Source organism: Streptomyces kunmingensis (genome assembly GCF_039533535.1).
GTDB lineage: Bacteria > Actinomycetota > Actinomycetes > Streptomycetales > Streptomycetaceae > Streptomyces > Streptomyces kunmingensis.
Genome location: NZ_BAAATS010000018.1, coordinates 403971 through 419597, shown reverse-complemented (window position 1 = coordinate 419597; position 15627 = coordinate 403971). Strand labels below are relative to the sequence as shown.

The window sequence follows — 15627 nt, the reverse complement described above, 5'->3', positions numbered from 1 at the left end:
AGGGGAAGCCGGGCGGGGTCAGAGGCCGTGGACGTGGGCGCCGACCGAGGAGGACCAGGCGTTGTCCGACGTCGCGTCCCAGTTCGTGGACCAGGCCATCGCGCCGCGCAGACCGGGGTAGGTCTTCGAGGGCTTGAAGGAGCCGCAGTTCGTGCCCTTGGTGAGGCAGTCGAGCGCGTCGTTCACCACGGACGGGGCCACGTAGCCGCTGCCCGCCGCGGAGGACGACGCGGGGACGCCGATGCCGACCTGCGACGGGTCGAGGCCGCCCTCCAGCTGGATGCAGGCGAGCGCCGTGAGGAAGTCGACGGAGCCCTGGCTGTAGACCTTGCCGTCACAGCCGAGCATCGAACCGCTGTTGTAGTACTGCATGTTGACGACCGTGAGGATGTCCTTCACCGCGAGGGCCGTCTTGAAGTACTCCGCCGACGTCGACTGCATGTCGATCGTCTGCGGGGCCATCGTCAGGACGAAATCGCCGCCCGCCTTTGCCGCGAGCGACTTCAACGCCTGCGACATGTACGTGGAGTTGAGCCCGTTCTCCAGGTCGATGTCGACGCCGTCGAAGCCGTACTCCTGCATGAGGGCGTAGACGGAGTCCGCGAAGGCCGTCGCGGAGGCGGAGTCGCTGACCGCCACCGTGCCGTTCTGGCCGCCGATCGAGATGATCACCGACTTGCCCGCGGCCTGCTTCGCCTTGATGTCCGCCTTGAACGCGTCCTCCGTATAACCGCCGAGCCCCGCCGAGTCGAGGTGGAAGTCCACCGCGCCCGGCGTCGTGGTCGCGTCGGCGAAGGCGACCGCGATGATGTCGTAGTCGGCCGGGACGTCGGCGAGCTTCTGGACGGCGGCGCCGTTGTCGAAGTTCTGCCAGTAGCCGGTCACCGCGTGGGCCGGTACCGCGGCTGCCTGGGCCGGTGCCGCCGGTGCCGCCGGTGCCGCCGGGGCCGAGGCCGAAGCCGTGCCCGTCGTCGTCGCGAGCAGCCCGGTCGCGGCGAGCGTCGCCGCCGTGAACGCGCCTATGAGCACGCCGAGTCGCTTCATTTCAGCCTCCATGTGGGGGGAGGGCTCCCCGCACCGAAGTGGGGGAGGAGAGGTGAGGGGGGAAGCAGCTGCTGGGCGTAAAACTGGTCCAGACCAATAGCGATGTCAAGGGTTTGCACCGATGCTTCCCCGCCAACTCGCGCCGACGGAACCAGCGACGGATCGTGAACAGTGCGAAGTGGGGTGTTGCCGGGCGCTCGCGTGGATATGGTGCTCAGGCAGGAACACTGCGGCGCCTGAGCAGCAGTGTCCGGCAGTGCCGATGAGTGCCGAGGAGCGCAGCGCCAACGGGGGGTTCACGCGTGCCGACCGCCATAGCCGTCACCGACCCCGACCTGGTGCTCGCGTCGCCGGACCGCCATACGCCGACCGCGGTCGTGCTGCCCGTGGGCCGGGCGCCGGACGTGTATCCGCTGGACCGCGCGATCACCGACGTACACGCACTGATCGAACAGCATGGATATGTGATCGTGCTCTGTCCGCAGTCCGTACCGGACGCGGTCGTTCACCGACTTCATTCGATCCGGTCCGTGCTCGAGAGCGACCGAATAGCCATTCTGCGTCCCGATCTTCCGCCGCTCGGGCTCGCCGTGCTCGCGCTGCAACTGCGCCAGCTGTCGATCTGCGACTTCAGCCCGGGCGTCCTCGCCTCCGCCGCCCGGCTGCTCGCCCACTACGTCCACGCCGGCGCCGTCGTCGGTTCCGTCGCCAAGCTCGACCGCGTCCCGGTCTCACTGAAGGCGCACGCGAAATCGTGGTCGCCGAGCGCCCAGTTCGCGGTCGTGGCGTCACCGCAGCCGCAGCTCCTGCGCATCACCGCGGCCGAATCCGAGACGCCGAGCGGCCCCTCCTTCGGTACGCGGATGTTCTACGCCGCCGGCCAGCAGTCCACCGACTGGGTCACCGGCGTACTGGCCCCGGCCTGGCGGGTGACGAGCGTGACCGAGGCGCAGCTGCCCGCCGAGTCACCGCGCTGGTGGGCGACGGGCAAGGGCGGGGGCGCGAACCCCGGCCGGATCGTCGAGTTCGCCGCCGCCATCCCCGACATCTCCGTCCTCTACCAGCTCGTGTCGTCCGTACGGCGCGAGGCGTGCCACTGGTGCGGGCTCGAACTCATCGGCGACCGCTGCGGGTTCTGCTCCGCGCCCCTGGCCGCCGAAGCACCGCCCGAACGCGCGGGCGGCGCCGCCCGTTCCTCACTCGCCCCCGCCGCCGGGTCGGGCCGGGCCGCACTGCCCCGCGCCCCTCACCATTGACGACCACCGACCATCACCCCCGAGCCCCCCGAGCCCCCCGAGCCCCCGAGTCCGAGGCCCAGAAGCCCGCCCCGAGCCCGCCCGCCGCCTACCAACGAGGTTGTCCGGTCCATGAATTCACGTCAGCGCCGCGGCGTCATTCTCCTGGTCGTCTCGGCCCTGTGTGCCCTCGGCGCCTTCGCCGGCGTGCTCTCCGTGATCCGCGACGTGAACTCCAAAGTGGGCCCGGAGGTCGCCGCATACCGGCTCAAGCAGGACGTCGCTCCCTATAAGGAGCTGACGGACGACCAGTTCGAGAAGGTGGAGATGCCCGAGCGGTGGCTGTCGGACACCGCCGTCACCAGCCTCCGCCAGGTCCGCGGCAAGATCGCCGTCACCCAGCTCAAGAAGGGCTCCCTGCTCCAGACCGACATGATCGTCGCCCGGCCGCAGCTCAAGGCGGGGCAGCAGGAGATCGCCATCATGATCGACGCGGAGACCGGAGTCGCCGGAAAGATCGACCCGGGCGCGAAGGTGCACATCTACGCCACTTTCAAGGCCGAGAACGACACGGAGCACGACCGCTCCCAGGTCATCGTCGAGAACGCCGAGGTCATCGACGTGGGCAAACTGACCCCGATCGACCAGCAGGGTGCGAACAACAGCTCCGGCAGCAGCGCCCGGCGCCAGGGCGAAGCCGTGCCGATCACGTTCGCACTGGGCGCGGCCGACGCCCAACGGGTCGCCTACGCGGAGTCGTTCGCGACGCACGTACGGCTCGCGCTGGTCGCGCCGGGGGACGACGGGACGATCGCGCCGGGGGACCGGTCCTACACGTTGGACGAGGACAAGTGATGGCAATTCAAGCCTCTCCGGCGTTTGAGGAGCGGGGTCCGGGGCGGAGCCCCGAGGCCCGGACGCCAGCGCCCTCGAAGGGAGTACACCGATGACCACAAGGATCCTCCCCGCAGCCGGCGAGCCGGAGGCGGCCCGCGCTCTGGTCACCCTCCTCTCCCAGCTCCCCGACACCGAACCCGCCCCACCCGTCGCCGACAGCACCGCCCTGCTCGACACCCTGGCCCGCCTCGCCGCCGAGTCGCTCGACGAGCTGCCCGAGGTCGTCCTCGTACACGAACGGATCGGTCCCGTACCGGCGTTGGACCTGATCCGCGACCTCGTGCTGCGCTTCCCGGCCGTCGGCGTCGTCCTCGCCACCGCCGACACCAGCCCCGCGCTGCTCACGGCCGCGATGGACAGCGGAGCGCGCGGCATCGTCGCGTTCCCGCTCGGCTACGACGCCCTCGCCGAGCGCGTCCACGCCGCCGCCTCCTGGTCCGCGGGCATGCGCCGGCACCTCGCGGGGGGCACCGGCGCTGAGCTGATGCCCGCCGGGGGCGGCGGCCGGGTCGTCGCCGTGACGGGCGCCAAGGGCGGCGTCGGCACCACGCTCGCCGCCGTCCACCTCGCGCTGGCGGCAGCCGCGTCGGGCCGTTCCGTCGCCCTCCTCGACCTCGACCTCCAGTCCGGCGACGTGGCCTCGTACCTCGACGTGCAGTTCCGCCGCTCCGTCGCCGACCTCGCCGCGATCCGCGACATCACCCCGCGCGTCCTCCAGGACGCCGTCTTCACCCACGAGAGCGGCATCGACCTCCTCCTCGCCCCCGCCGACGGCGAACGCGGCGAGGAGATCACCGACCGCGTCGCCCGCCAGGTCGTGCACGCCCTGCGCGCCCGCTACGAGGTCGTGGTCGTCGACTGCGGTACGCAGATGGGTGCCGCAAATGCCGCCGCCATCGAACTCGCCGACCAGGCGGCCCTGCTCGTCACCCCGGACGTCGTCGCGGTCCGGGCGGCCAAACGCATGGTCCGGCTCTGGGACCGGCTCCAGATCCGCAAGGCCGAGGAGACCCTCACCGTCGTCAACCGGCAGGCGCGCTCCGCCGAGATCCAGCCCGCCCTCGTCGAGCGCGTCACCGGCACGAAGACGGCACGTACGTCCGTCCCCGCCGCGTACAAGGAACTCCAGGCCGCCGTCGACGCGGGCCGTATGCAGGACCTCGACAACCGCTCCACCGTCAAGCAGGCCCTGTGGTCCCTGGCCGGCGAACTCGGCCTCGTCGCCGCGCCCGCCCCGGACTCCGGTGGCCGCCGGTCCCGGCGACGCGGGGACAAGGGGGCGGTCACGCTCGAATTCGCCGCGATGTTTCCGCTGGTGCTGGTCGTGATGGCGTTGATGTGGCAGTGCGTGCTGTACGGGTACACGTACTCCCTGGCCGGGAATGCGGCGGATGAGGCGGCTAGGGCGGCCACGTCTGCTGCCGCGGGGGGTGGGGATGCGGGTGGGGCCTGCGACTCGGCGGGGAAGTCGCATCTGCCGTCCGCTTGGCAGGGGGCGGCGATCTCCTGTGCGGATGACGGGGTGGTGATGCGGGCCACCGTGCAGGTGGATGTGCCGTTGTTCTTTCCCGGGGTCAATCCGGGGTGGTCGGTCACGGGTGAGGCGGGCGCCGCTTCTGAGGTGGACCAGTGACAGCGGCACCGCCACGGGGCTCCGCCCCGGACCCCGCTGCCTCTCGTACGACAGCGGGGCTGTCTTTGGCGGACCCGCCGGATGATGCGCCACGGCGCAGGTTCGATGACCGTGGCGTCTCCATCCTGGAGTTCGCCGGGTTTCTGCCCTTCCTCCTCGTCATCGGGATGGCCGCGATCCAGCTCGGGCTCGTCGGATACGGGGCCAACCAGGCGGGGAGCGCCGCCCGCGCCGCCGCCCGCGCGGAGTCCCTGAACCCGGGCACGGGCCAGAGCGCGGCAGCGGCGGCGGCGAGCGGCTGGCTGAACCCGTCCGCGACGATCGGCAGCGGCTCCACCGTGACCGCCACCGTCACCGTCCACGTGAACGCGATCATCCCGCTCTTCGACGGCTGGGATCTGACCCGGCAGGCGACCATGCCCAACGACGAACGAAACGACGGGAGTTGACGATGAGCCTACGATCCCGGGTCGTCGCCACCCGCGGCACCCCGGAGGGCACCGGCACGCCCCCGGACCGCGACGAAGGCCTCATCGCCGTCTACCGCGCCAAACTCCTCGAAGAGATCGACCTCGCCGAGATGTCCTCGCTCCAGGCCGCGGACCGCCGCGTCCGCCTGGAGCGCGTCCTCGGCCACATCATCAGCCGCGAGGGCCCGGTCCTCTCCTCGACCGAGCGGACCCAGCTGATCCGCCGCGTCGTCGACGAGGCGCTCGGCCTCGGCATCCTCGAACCGCTCCTCGCGGACGCCTCCATCACCGAGATCATGGTCAACGGGCCGGACGCGATCTTCGTGGAGCGAGCGGGACGCGTGGAACAGCTCCCCATGCGCTTCGCGTCCCCCGAGCAGCTGATGCAGACCATCGAGCGCATCGTCTCCACGGTGAACCGGCGCGTCGACGAGTCCAACCCCATGGTCGACGCCCGCCTGCCCACCGGCGAACGCGTCAACGTGATCCTCCCGCCCCTCGCCCTCACCGGCGCCACGCTCACCATCCGGCGCTTCCCGCGCGCGTACAGCCTCACCGAACTCCTCGAACTGGGCTCGCTCGACGAGCACATGCTGATGCTCCTCGCCGCCTTCGTACGGTCTCGTTTCAACGTCATCGTCAGCGGCGGTACGGGCTCCGGCAAGACGACCCTCCTCAACGCGCTCTCCGCGCTCATCCCCTCCCACGAGCGCATCATCACCATCGAGGACTCGGCGGAACTCCAGCTCCAGCAGGACCACGTGATCCGCCTGGAGTCACGGCCCGCCAACGTCGAGGGCAAGGGCCAGGTCACCATCCGCGACCTCGTCCGCAACAGCCTGCGCATGCGCCCCGACCGCATCATCGTCGGCGAGGTCCGCGGCGGCGAGACGCTCGACATGCTGCAAGCCATGTCGACCGGTCACGACGGCTCCCTCGCCACCGTCCACGCCAACACCGCCGAGGACGCCCTCACCCGCCTCCAGACCCTCGGCTCCATGTCCGAGGTCGACGTCCCCTTCGAGGCGCTGCGCGACCAGATCAACTCGGCCGTCGACGTCCTCGTCCAGCTCACCCGGCACGCCGACGGCTCCCGCCGGATCAGCGAGATCGCGCTGCTCGTCTCGCACGGCCGCGAACAGTTCACCATCGCGACGGTGACCCGTTTCGTCGCCCAGCCGTACGTGTCGGGCGCCACCGACCAGGAGCGGCGCAGGGTCCACGGCTACTACGAACACCTGCCGCTGCCACGCCGCCTCGCGGACCGGCTGTACGTGGCCGGGGAGGCGGTCCCGCCGGCGTTCGGGGTCGTCGAGTCCATCGACGTACGCCAGACGAGAGAGGCCACGGGATGACCCGGACGCACACTTCCGGAAAGGGCCCGGGAAGATGACGAACCCCGCCGCTCGCGGAACGGGGGCCGGAACATGACGAACCCCGCCCTCATCGCCCTCGGCGCCACCCTCCTGACCTGCGTAGTCGCCATCGCGGGCGTGCACGTCTACGCCTCCGGGCGCGCCCAGCGCCAAGCCCTCGTCGATCGTCTGGACGGCTACCGGGGTGGCGGCCAGGGCGATTCGGCGGGCGGCCGGGCCCGCCGTTTCGCCGCGATCGACCGCCGGCTGCGCCGCACGCGCCTGGGCCGCGCCGTCCACCTCCGGCTCTCCGCCACGGGCCTGGACCTGACGGCGGGCGAGTTCTCCGTCTACGTCGCCGCGGTCGTCGCCGCTCTGTGGGTGCTGGCGGCGGCGACCCTGGCCCCGTTCTTCGGGCCGATCGCGGGAGCGGTGGCCGTCTGGGCGGCGGTCATCTTCCTGAACTGGCAGCGCCAGAAGCGCATCGAGGCCTTCATCAACCAGCTCCCCGACGTCGCCCGGCTCCTGGCCAACGCCACCGCCGCCGGCCTGGCCCTGCGCACCTCGCTGGCGATGGCGGCGGAGGAGCTGGAGGCCCCGGCGGGCGAGGAACTGAGCCGCGTCTCCGACCAGTTGGCGCTCGGCCGCTCGGTCGACGACGCCCTGGACGAGCTGGCGGCCCGCCTGCCCTCCCGCGAGCTGATCGTCCTCGTCACCACCCTGGTCCTGGCGAACAAGGCGGGCGGCACGGTCGTCTCCTCCCTGCGGAACCTCACACAGACCCTGGAGGACAGGAAGGAGACCCGGCGCGAGATCCGCACGATGCTCTCCGAGGTGAACGCGACGGCGTTCACGGTCCCGCTCCTCGGCCTCGGCTCGCTGCTGCTGATCAACTCCTCGAACGAGGGCGCACTGGCGAAAGTGACCGGCTCCCCCCTCGGCCAGACCCTCATCCTGATCTCCCTCGGCCTGTACGGGATCGGGTTCTTCGTGATCCGCCGCCTCGGAAAGATCGAGGTCTGACCCATGTCACCCACCCTCGTCGGCCTGCTCCTCGCGCTCCTCACCGGCGCGGCCGTCCTCGGCGTCTTCACCGGCATCCGCCTGTACCGCGCCGAGGCCAAGGTCCCCAGCGACCTCGCCCTCGCCCTCGAAGTGGGCGCCACCCGCGTCTCCACGGCGGGCTCGGCGGTGGACCGGCTCGGCATGCGCTTCGCACCGCTGGTCCTGCGCCTGATGGGCCCGCGCCGCGTCGACGCGAAGCGCCGCAAGATCGACATGGCGGGGAACCCGGGCGGCCTGACCATCGACCGTTACGCCGCGCGCCGGGCGGTCTACGGTCTCTTCGGCATCGTCATGGCCCTGGTCTTCCTCTCCAACGGCCGGCCGTTCCTCGCCCTGCTCACCCTCGCCTTCGGCGCGCTCGCGGCCGACGCCCTGATCTGGCAGGCCGTACGCGAACGCAAGGAAGTCATCGACCGGACCCTCCCCGACTTCCTCGACGTCCTCGCGGTCGTCGTCTCGGCGGGCCTCGGCTTCCGCCAGGCGCTCGACCGCGTGGCGGAGAAGTACGAAGGCCCGTGGGCCGACGAACTCCGCATCACCCTGCGCCAGATGGACATGGGCGTCCCGCGCCGCCAGGCCTTCGACGAACTGCGCCGGCGCAACGCGTCCGAACAGGTCGCCCAGTTCGTCTCGGCGCTGCAACAGGGCGAGGAGCTGGGTTCGCCCATCGCGGAGACCCTGATCCAGCTCGCCACGGACATGCGCCGCACCGACGCGCAGAACTCCCGCCGCCGGGCGGCGAAAACAATTCCGAAGGCAACGGTCGTGACGCTGGTCTTCATGCTCCCCGCGACCATGATCCTGATCGCGACAGGCATGTTTCTCGGCTCCGGCTCCAACTTCGGTTCGATATTGGGCCGTTGAGACACTCCTATGTCGCCGCGGATTTGGCTACAGTGGCAGCGAGCAAAGGTTGGCTCATGCAAATGCCTGACCCGAGGGGGTTCGGCGAACCCGTACGAGAGGATCCGCGAGGGGAGCTGACACGCGATGACGCCCCGGGCAACGCCCAGACAACTTCCGGTCAAGCCCGGCCTCTTATCTGACGAAACCAGGTGCGCACGGTCGCAGTTCGCGTACGTTGCGTGTGTTGTTCTGGTTGCCTTGGAGGAAGTGGCGGAAGGGGGTTCCCGTGATCAAGGACCGAGTGCTCGGGGCGTGGGAGACGTGGACGAGTTCACTGGCCGAGCGGTTTCGGGGGACGCGGCGGGACGCGGGTGCCGGGTTCGTGGAGTATGCGGGGCTGATGATCCTGATCGCCGGGATCTTCGTCGCCATAGACAGCCTCGGGCTGGACGGGCTCATCTCCGGCGCGGTGCTGGACGCGATCAGCAACGTCATCGGCGGCTGACCGAGCGGCGCACGGCCACGCGGCGTACGGCTGAGCGGCGTACGGCGACGCGACCGGCTACGCGGCGCACGGCGGCGCGGCTGACGCGGCGGCTGCGTGCGGCGCTGGCGGAGAGGCGGACAGCGCTTCGCCTCCGCGGCGACCGGGGATCGACGCTGCCCATCTACATCTGGATGACGGCGATCCTCTTCTTCGCCGCGCTCGCGTTCTTCGCGTTCGCCCAGGCGGCCTCGGCGCGCAACGGAGCACAGTCCGCGGCCGACGCGGCGGCGCTCGCGGCGGCGCAGTCCGCCCGGGACGAGCTGCTGCTCGACCTCGGCGAGGCCGTGGGGAACGACGACGACTGGACGGACGTGCTCGACCTGGACGGCCTCGCCGGACTCGGGGACGGTGCCGGGGCCGCCGCGAGCGACCTCGCGGCGCAGAACGACGCCACGGTGGTCGCCGGCCCGAACGGCACGACGGTCAACGGCTACCCGGGCTACGAGGTCGAGGTCGAAACCCAGTCCACGGTCGGCGACACGGTCATCCCCGGCACGGAGTCCATGCACGCGACGGCCCACGCCACGGCCGTGCTCGTACCCCGCTGCGACTTCGACACGGAAGCCGACCCCGAGAAGCCCCTCGCGCTCGACTGCGACGGGGTGGGCGAGGTCGTCATCGACCCCGAGGACTTCGACCCCCTGGATCTGCCGGACGCGTCCGACCTGTTCTCCGTCCACCTGGCCGACTGACGAAGCGAACGACGAGAAAGAGGGAAGCCCCAGCCATGAAACTTCGGCGTACGACGACGACCCGTCGGTCACTGACCGTGGCGGCGATCACCGCGGGGCTGGTGCTCACGGTCGCCGGCTGCGGAACCGGCGGGGACGGTGACGGCGACAACGCGAAGGACTCCTCGACGCCGTCGACGGCGGCCACGGACAAGAGCGGCGACGCGGAGCCCTCGGCGTCCCCGGCCGCGACCGACAAGGTCCTCGCCGAGGTGAAGGGCGAGGGCGGCATCACGCTGACCGTGTCGTCGGCGGCCCGGGACGGAGGCGGCTTCGTCACGGTGCAGGGCACGGTGCTGAACGGCACCGGCAAGGCCTGGGTGCCGGTCAACTGGCGAGGCGACGAGCGCGAGTTGATGGCGAACGGCGGCTCCATCGCCGGTGCCGCGCTCGTGGACGAGGCGGGCAAGAAGAAGTACCTCATCCTGCGCGACACCGAGGGGCGCTGCCTGTGCACCCGCTTCACCGGCGGCGTGCGCAACGGTGAGACCGCTACCTGGTACGCCCAGTTCCCGGCCCCGCCCGAAGGCACCGACAAACTCTCGTTCCAGGTCGGCGCGATGCCGCCCGCCCCGGTCGAGATCACCGAGGGCAGCTGACGATGGACCGACGAAGCCTGACCGCGGCGGCGGTGTGCACGGCGGCGACAGCCGTCATCCTCTCGACAGCCCCGGCCCACGCCGACGACCCCGCACCGTCCGCGCCTCCCGGCTCCGCCAGCAGCTCCCCGCCGCCACGGGTGGACGCCAACAGCCCGGGCCTCAAACTCGCCGACGGGGCGACGCTCGCGCCCGCCCGGGTGCTGGACATCAAGTCGGTCGTGGAGGACCTCTCCGGCGACGAACGCCGCTCCGACACGAACGAGAACGTCACCTTCGCGCTCCAGGCCGAGGTCCTGTTCCCCAAGGACAGCGCCAGGCTCAACCCGAACGCACGCTCCCGCATCCAGGCCATCGCCGACGAGATCAACACCCAGAAGGCGGGCGCGGTACGGGTGTTCGGCTTCACGGACAACCTGGGCTCGTACGCGCACGGCCTCACGCTCTCCAAGAAGCGAGCGGAAGCCGTCCACGACGAACTGACCACAGCACTCGGCGCGCAGGGCGCGGACCTCACGTTCCAGGTCCGCGGCTACAGCGAGGACTACCCCATCGCGGACAACACCACGGAACAGGGCCGCAAGAAGAACCGCCGGGTGGAGGTGTCGTTCCCGAAGGGGGGCTGAGGCGTGTCCCTCAGGCGGGGGCGTCCAGGAAGATCCGGTCGGCCTCCGTCACATGGACGGCGCGCTCGGCCCAGGCGGTGAGCTGAGCAGCATCGGAACAACCGAGAACCCGCTCCCGCACCCCCTCGGGCACGACGATCCCGCGCCACTCAAGAATCCGGAGAGTCATCTCGGCCCGATCCTCTACGCGCCCTTCCTCGCGCCCTTCCTCCCGCACCTTCTCGGCGACGGGATGCCGGAAGAAGTAGTGCATCTGCGACATCAGTTCCCTCCACACCTTCCTGGCCTCGCTGTCCACAAGGCCGGCCTCCACGAGCATCGCCAGTACCGCCGCGCTTTCGGGTTCGACGCGTTCCAGCGCCGCCGCAAGTGTCCTCAGTATCGCAGCGGCATGCGCGCCTTTACCATGCGTGATCGCCGAGAGCGCCGCCAGTGACGGGTCCTGGACGGCTTCGTCCTCGTCAACGATCACCGGGACGTTGTCCGGCCCGAGCACGAGCGGCCGTACGGTCATCGACGCCCATCCCGGCAGGCCAAAACGGATGGGCTGTGCGGCCCAGCGGGCGGTGGACCTGCTCTGTGAGAGAACAATGAGTACGGGTTGGCATTGATACTTCTCCCGCAGGTAGCCCAGGTAGTACGCCCAGCTCCCCCACTTTCTCTCGTCTTTCTTGCCCTGGGATTCGAGGACGAGCAGGAAATCACCCTCGTCCGTGTCCACCCGTACGAGACTGTCCACGCGGCGCTCCACGGGCTCGATCTCGGTGAGGTCGGTGTTGAGCACGGCGATGTCGCGTGGCTCGGGGAAGGGCACCCGGAAGAGGCGCTCGAAGTTGCGGATCAAAGCGACCGTGTCCTTCTGGAAGAACCGGTGCATCGCTTCGTGCGATGAGCTCACCATCACGCGGCCCCGAGCTCGCACCACACGTACTTTCCGCTGTCCCCGCACGTCGAGTGCGGATGCCACCCCCACTCGTCGGCACAGGCCCCTACGAGAGCGAGCCCTCGGCCCTGTTCGGCCTCGAGGAGGTGCGGGGTCGGAGGCCGCGGCGGAGTCGGATCGGCGTCCCAGGCCCCCAGCCGCAGCAGCCCGCCACCCCAGCTGAGCCGCAGCGCGGCAGGTCCCTCCGTGTGGCGTACGGCATTGGAGACCAGCTCCGTCGCCAGCAGCTCCGCCAGGTCGGTGAGGGCGACAAGCCCGTGCGCATGGAGAACGAGCCGCAGCGTGCGCCGCGCAACGGTGACGGCCCGCGGGTCGTGCGGGATGTGGAGGATGTACTCCCAGGGAGCGGATGGGGTTCGAGGCATGGCTGTACTCCGTTGCTGAGTGGGGAGTTGGCGGGCGGTGGCTTTGTCGCCGCGTCATGGCAGTACGGGCGGTGCGCTTCCACCTGGCCGGTTGCGTAGGGTGTCTGGTGCATCACTGAAAGTATTTCCTAAGCTTAGGAACGCGCAAGTCTTTCCCGTACTGTCAACTCGAACGAGTCACAGCTGACGGGTAGTTGATCCAGGAGGAGTCCATGCCGCCGAAGAGGCACCTCACAGCGCGTCGCGTACGCCTTGGCGCCGAACTCCGCAAACTGCGTGAGGCCACGGGCATGAAGGCGCGGGAGGCCGCTGCGCTTCTGGGAGCGGATGCGGTGCAGATCAGTCAGATCGAGTCGGGGGTGGCCGGCGTGAGCGCCGCCCGGGTGCGCCGACTCGCGTCGCACTACGACTGCACCGACGATGGGATGGTCCAGGCGCTGGTCGTCATGGCGACCGACCGTACGCGTGGCTGGTGGGAGGAGTATCGAGGCGTACTCCCCGCGGTGTTCATGGATGTCGCAGAGTTGGAGCACCACGCCACGTCTCTCCGGGAGGTGGTCATCACGCACGTCCCGGGACTCCTGCAGACCCCCGACTACGCGCGGGCGGTGTACTCGTACATGTCGCCCGGCCTGCCGACCAGTGAGCTGGAACCGAGGGTCGAGCACCGCATGAGGCGGCGTACCGCGATCGAGGGCGATACGCGGACGCCGTACGAGACGACCATCCATGAGTTCGCACTACGGGCCCGGGTGGCCGATCGCAAGGTCGCCCACACCCAACTCCACGAGATCCTGGGCCAGATCGAGTGCGGGCATGCCACGGTGCGGGTCATCCCCGTCGACCAGGACGGTTTCGCCGGCGCGGGAGCGTCGATGATGTATGTGGGCGGGCCGCTGGCCCAGTTGGACACCGGGTTGCGTGATGCGCCCACCGGTACGGCGTTCATCGATGCGGAGCCGCAGTTGAAGCGCCTGCGCACGTTGCTCCGTAAGGTGGAGAGGGCGACGCTGGACCCGTCGGCGTCCCGAGACTTCATCCACCGCCTGGCCAAGGAACTGTGAGGCACCAGCATGCGTGAGGCCCTGCACTGGCAGAAGTCCACCTTCTCCGACGGCGGCGACGGCAACACCTGCGTCGAGGTGGCCACGGCCGCCGGCTCCATCCGCCTCCGCGAGAGCGATGACCCGACCACGGAGATAGCCACGGCACCCACCGCTCTCTCCCACCTCCTCCAAGCCCTCAAGGGCCCCCGCCGGTGACCGGGATCCCCATCGACCTCACCTGGACCCGAGCGGCCCCCGAGGGAGCGGAGGGCCCAGGCCCTTGGATCGAAATCGCCTTCGGCCCGGGCGACTTGGTGTATCTGCGCGAAACATCGGCCCGGGCTACGGTCGTCACCACCACCCGCAAGAAGTGGGACGCCTTCGTACTCGGCGTCCAGGCAGGCGAGTTCGACCACTTCGTGGCCGGCCTCCAGAGCGACGCCCCACCATAGAGATAGCCCGGGCGGCTCAGGACGTGGCCGTCCGCCACACCGTCAACGCCCCGGTCAGGAAGCTGCTGCCGCTCTTCGGGAGCGCCGTCGACTTCGCCTGGACCACGAACAGGCCGATGTAGCCGTCGGGGTGCTCGAAGCAGATCTGGCTGCCGGTCGTGATGACGGCGAGCGGCAGACGTGTGTCGGCGCCCTTGCCGGCGAGGTAGGCGCGGCAGGTGTCGAGGGTGGCGCCCGGGCCGTCGTACACCGGGGCGATCACGCTGGTGGTGGTCTCCAGCGCGCAGCTGGTCTCCTTGGCGCAGGTGAAGCGGATATCCCCTTTGCGGTCCTTGCGGTTGGCGCCGTCCTTGATGCTCAGCGAGTTCTTCTCGTCCAGCCATAGCAGTGGGTACGGGGTGGCCACCGGCGAGGAGGAGGAAGAGGAGACGGCGTCGTCGGAACCGGATGTGGAATCGGAGTCGGCGTCGGCGCCGGACCCCGTGCCTGCCCCCAGTTCGGACGCCGACACCGATGGACTCGCCCCGGCCCCCTTCGCCGAGCCGCCGTCACCCCGCCCACTGTCGAACGTCCCCGTCGCGTCCATCACCGTCCACGCCAGCACCGACAGCACCAGCACCCCGGCCGTCACCGCCGCCCCGGCGAGCACCTTCGCGCGCCGGCTGCGGGGCGGCCTCGGGGTGGACCATGTCGGCGCCTGCCAGGGCGAGTTCGGGCCGACGGACTCCGGCCGGGCGTGCACCAGCGTGGGGTTCGCGGGCACCGGTCCCGGTCCGTCCGGGGCGTCCGGGAGCGGTGACGGCACGGTGATCTCCGGGCCCGTCACCTCCCGCCACACCGCCCCCGCCCCCGCATCCGCGTCCCGCCCGAGCCGCTCCTGGCACCACTCCACGACCTCCGCCGGCGTGGCCCGGTCCGCGGGATCGGCGGCCAGGCAGCGCTCAAGCAGCGGCCGGAGCTCCGGGGGCAGCGCGGACAGGTCGGGCTCGTCGTGCACGATGCGGTAGAGGACGCTGACCGCAGGCCCGTTCCCGTACAGCGGCTCGCCCAGCGCCGCGAACGCCACCGTCTGCGCGAGCGAGAAGACATCGGTCGCCGCCGAGACCGGGGCGGCGGAGGCCTGTTCGGGCGCCATGAACTGCGGGGTGCCGATGGTGGCACCGGTCGCGGTGTACGAGGTGCCGTCGAAGGCCGTGGAGATACCGAAGTCGATGACGCGCGGGCCGTCGGCGGCCAGCAGCACGTTCGACGGCTTCAGGTCCCGGTGCACGATCCCCGCCGCGTGGATCGCCTGGAGCGCCTCGGCCACCCCGGCCGTCAGCCACAGCAGCGCGGGCAGCGGCAGCGGTCCGCGCCGGGCCACGGCCTCCGCGAGCGAGGGCCCCGGCACGTACAGCGTCGCCAGCCAGGGCGGCGCCCCGTCCGCGTCGCCGTCGATCAACTCCGCGGTGTAGGCGCCGCGCACCCGCCGCGCCGCCTCCATCTCCCGCCGGAAGCGCCGCCGGAAGTCGGCGTCGTCGGCCAGCTCGGGACGTACGACCTTGATCGCCACCGGGCGGCCGCCCCGCGTGTGCGCGAGATAGACCCGGCCCATGCCCCCCGCACCGAGCCGAGCGACGAGCCGGTAACCGGCCACCGTGCGCGGATCGTCCGCCGCCAGCGGCTCGAACACCTCTGTGGCTCCGTTCATCTCCCTCTCCCCCCTGCCCCCGCGTCCACCGAAAGTCGACCGGTGGACCGGACACAAGAGCAGCAGCCTAAGCGGGCCCGAAA

At 70.6% G+C, this 15627-nt stretch carries 18 protein-coding genes; 14 read left to right on the top strand and 4 right to left on the bottom strand.

Features of this window, described 5'->3' with window-relative positions; genetic code table 11:
* Window positions 1–18 precede the first annotated feature (18 nt).
* Window positions 19–1044 (bottom strand): chitinase, encoded by a 1026-nt coding sequence (locus ABD366_RS23525; protein WP_324771770.1) that lies wholly within the window; start codon window positions 1042–1044, stop codon window positions 19–21.
* Window positions 1045–1346: 302 nt separating this feature from the next.
* Here ABD366_RS23525 and ABD366_RS23520 point away from each other — a divergent pair, with 302 nt between their 5' ends.
* The 11 genes from ABD366_RS23520 (at window position 1347) to ABD366_RS23470 (ending at window position 11048) form a co-directional block, all read left to right on the top strand.
* Window positions 1347–2300 carry a hypothetical protein gene (locus tag ABD366_RS23520; protein WP_324771769.1) on the top strand — a complete coding sequence of 318 codons (954 nt, stop codon included), beginning with the start codon at window positions 1347–1349 and terminating at the stop codon, window positions 2298–2300.
* A gap of 111 nt (window positions 2301–2411) precedes the next feature.
* Complete coding sequence (gene cpaB, locus ABD366_RS23515) at window positions 2412–3134, top strand: Flp pilus assembly protein CpaB (protein ID WP_324771768.1); 723 nt, start codon at window positions 2412–2414, stop codon at window positions 3132–3134.
* A 91-nt stretch (window positions 3135–3225) separates the two neighbouring features.
* The gene (locus ABD366_RS23510) at window positions 3226–4809 is read left to right on the top strand and encodes a CpaE/TadZ family protein (protein ID WP_324771767.1); all 1584 of its coding nucleotides are present in this window, start codon (window positions 3226–3228) and stop codon (window positions 4807–4809) included.
* 65 nt (window positions 4810–4874) lie between these two features.
* Window positions 4875–5258, top strand: coding sequence for a TadE/TadG family type IV pilus assembly protein (locus tag ABD366_RS23505; protein WP_324771766.1), 384 nt, complete (start codon window positions 4875–4877; stop codon window positions 5256–5258).
* 2 nt (window positions 5259–5260) lie between these two features.
* A complete protein-coding gene (locus ABD366_RS23500) occupies window positions 5261–6634 on the top strand; it encodes a TadA family conjugal transfer-associated ATPase (protein ID WP_324771765.1) in 1374 nt (457 codons plus the stop codon).
* A 72-nt stretch (window positions 6635–6706) separates the two neighbouring features.
* Complete coding sequence (locus ABD366_RS23495) at window positions 6707–7657, top strand: type II secretion system F family protein (protein WP_324771764.1); 951 nt, start codon at window positions 6707–6709, stop codon at window positions 7655–7657.
* A gap of 3 nt (window positions 7658–7660) precedes the next feature.
* A complete protein-coding gene (locus tag ABD366_RS23490; protein ID WP_324771763.1) occupies window positions 7661–8563 on the top strand; it encodes a DUF5936 domain-containing protein in 903 nt (300 codons plus the stop codon).
* A 268-nt stretch (window positions 8564–8831) separates the two neighbouring features.
* Complete coding sequence (locus ABD366_RS23485) at window positions 8832–9050, top strand: hypothetical protein (protein WP_324771885.1); 219 nt, start codon at window positions 8832–8834, stop codon at window positions 9048–9050.
* Window positions 9051–9130: 80 nt separating this feature from the next.
* Window positions 9131–9784: a pilus assembly protein TadG-related protein gene (locus ABD366_RS23480; RefSeq protein WP_324771877.1), complete on the top strand. Its 654-nt coding sequence runs from the start codon at window positions 9131–9133 to the stop codon at window positions 9782–9784.
* Between the two features lie 35 nt (window positions 9785–9819).
* Complete coding sequence (locus tag ABD366_RS23475) at window positions 9820–10422, top strand: hypothetical protein (RefSeq protein WP_324771762.1); 603 nt, start codon at window positions 9820–9822, stop codon at window positions 10420–10422.
* Window positions 10423–10424: 2 nt separating this feature from the next.
* Window positions 10425–11048, top strand: a complete 624-nt coding sequence (locus tag ABD366_RS23470) for an OmpA family protein (protein WP_324771761.1) — start codon at window positions 10425–10427, stop codon at window positions 11046–11048.
* A 10-nt stretch (window positions 11049–11058) separates the two neighbouring features.
* Here the strand turns inward: ABD366_RS23470 and ABD366_RS23465 are convergent, their stop codons facing one another.
* Window positions 11059–11949: a hypothetical protein gene (locus ABD366_RS23465; RefSeq protein WP_324771876.1), complete on the bottom strand. Its 891-nt coding sequence runs from the start codon at window positions 11947–11949 to the stop codon at window positions 11059–11061.
* Window positions 11949–12356: an ATP-binding protein gene (locus ABD366_RS23460; RefSeq protein WP_324771760.1), complete on the bottom strand. Its 408-nt coding sequence runs from the start codon at window positions 12354–12356 to the stop codon at window positions 11949–11951. Before ABD366_RS23460 ends, ABD366_RS23465 begins: the two co-directional genes overlap by 1 nt.
* Window positions 12357–12568: 212 nt before the next feature.
* Here ABD366_RS23460 and ABD366_RS23455 point away from each other — a divergent pair, with 212 nt between their 5' ends.
* The 3 genes from ABD366_RS23455 to ABD366_RS23445 are packed head-to-tail and all read left to right on the top strand — an operon-like array spanning window position 12569 to window position 13854.
* Window positions 12569–13420, top strand: a complete 852-nt coding sequence (locus tag ABD366_RS23455; RefSeq protein WP_324771759.1) for a helix-turn-helix domain-containing protein — start codon at window positions 12569–12571, stop codon at window positions 13418–13420.
* Window positions 13421–13429: 9 nt separating this feature from the next.
* Window positions 13430–13618, top strand: coding sequence for a DUF397 domain-containing protein (locus tag ABD366_RS23450; protein ID WP_324771758.1), 189 nt, complete (start codon window positions 13430–13432; stop codon window positions 13616–13618).
* A complete protein-coding gene (locus ABD366_RS23445) occupies window positions 13615–13854 on the top strand; it encodes a DUF397 domain-containing protein (protein WP_324771757.1) in 240 nt (79 codons plus the stop codon). Before ABD366_RS23450 ends, ABD366_RS23445 begins: the two co-directional genes overlap by 4 nt.
* A 16-nt stretch (window positions 13855–13870) precedes the next feature.
* On the opposite strand, the gene ABD366_RS23440 is transcribed toward ABD366_RS23445, so the two are convergent.
* Window positions 13871–15544, bottom strand: coding sequence for a serine/threonine-protein kinase (locus ABD366_RS23440; RefSeq protein WP_324771756.1), 1674 nt, complete (start codon window positions 15542–15544; stop codon window positions 13871–13873).
* Between the last annotated feature and the right edge of the window lie 83 nt (window positions 15545–15627).